This window comes from Rathayibacter sp. VKM Ac-2754 (assembly GCF_009807095.1).
Classification (GTDB): domain Bacteria; phylum Actinomycetota; class Actinomycetes; order Actinomycetales; family Microbacteriaceae; genus Rathayibacter.
In genome coordinates this window covers 1-822 of the sequence record NZ_WUCC01000022.1, presented here as the reverse complement: position 1 = coordinate 822, position 822 = coordinate 1, and the positions used below count along the sequence as shown (strand labels likewise).

Genomic DNA, 822 nt, shown 5'->3' with positions numbered 1-822 from the left:
CGGGGGTCAGAACGGTGGTGGCGTGTCCGCGAATCGTGGTCGTGGGGGCGGATCGGGCGGTCGCCCCGGGAGCACGGCCGGCCGGGTGCTGACGCGTCGTCCGGTGGGAGTGGTCCAGTCGGCGGTGCCGTCGGGATGCAGGACGTAGGTCCAGCGGTCGCCGTGGCGGACGTGGTGGTGTCCGGTGCAGAGCGAGGCGAGGTTCTCGAGGGAGGTCTCGCCTCCGTTGCGCCACTCGATCGTGTGGTCGGCCTCCGATGTGGACGCGGGGCGGGTGCAGCCGGGGAACCGGCACGTGCGGTCGCGCAGCTTCAGGTGCAGGCGCATCCGGGGCGGTGGGACGCGGTGGGTGCGCCCGACCGATGCGATCGTCCCGGTGTCCGGGTCGGTGAGGATCCGCGTGAAGGAGGCGGCGGCTCCCACGAGCTCGCGGGCGACGTCGGCGGGAACGAGGCCGTAGCCGTCGAGATCCGCGGGAGCCTCGTCGAGACCCGCGGCGGTGCTCGCGGCGAGCGTGAGGCGCACCTCGGCGCGTACTCCCGAGACGAACGTCGGCGCAGTCCCGTCCCCGTCGCCGACCGGTGTCGTGCCGCCGATGTCGCCGTCGGTCAGCAGTTCAGCGAGTGCGTCGGCGCGCAGCTGCGCGAGCGTGCGCTCGTCACCGCCGCTCTGGGCACCACCTCGCGCGGTCCCGTCGGGCCCCTCTCGCAGGGTCCGCGCGATGCGGTCGATGCGGTCGAACGCCCCCATCGCGACCGGCGCCGGGAGGAGCGCGCAGAGCGTCGCCATCCCGTCGATCTCCGGGCTCACCCACACGCCCCG

Annotated in this window: 1 protein-coding gene; it reads right to left on the bottom strand. The window is 74.5% G+C overall.

From position 1 onward, the window contains the following. Positions 1–6: 6 nt before the first annotated feature. Positions 7–822: HNH endonuclease signature motif containing protein (locus GRS92_RS18570; RefSeq protein ID WP_159859810.1), on the bottom strand; the 816-nt coding region annotated here is incomplete at its 5' end.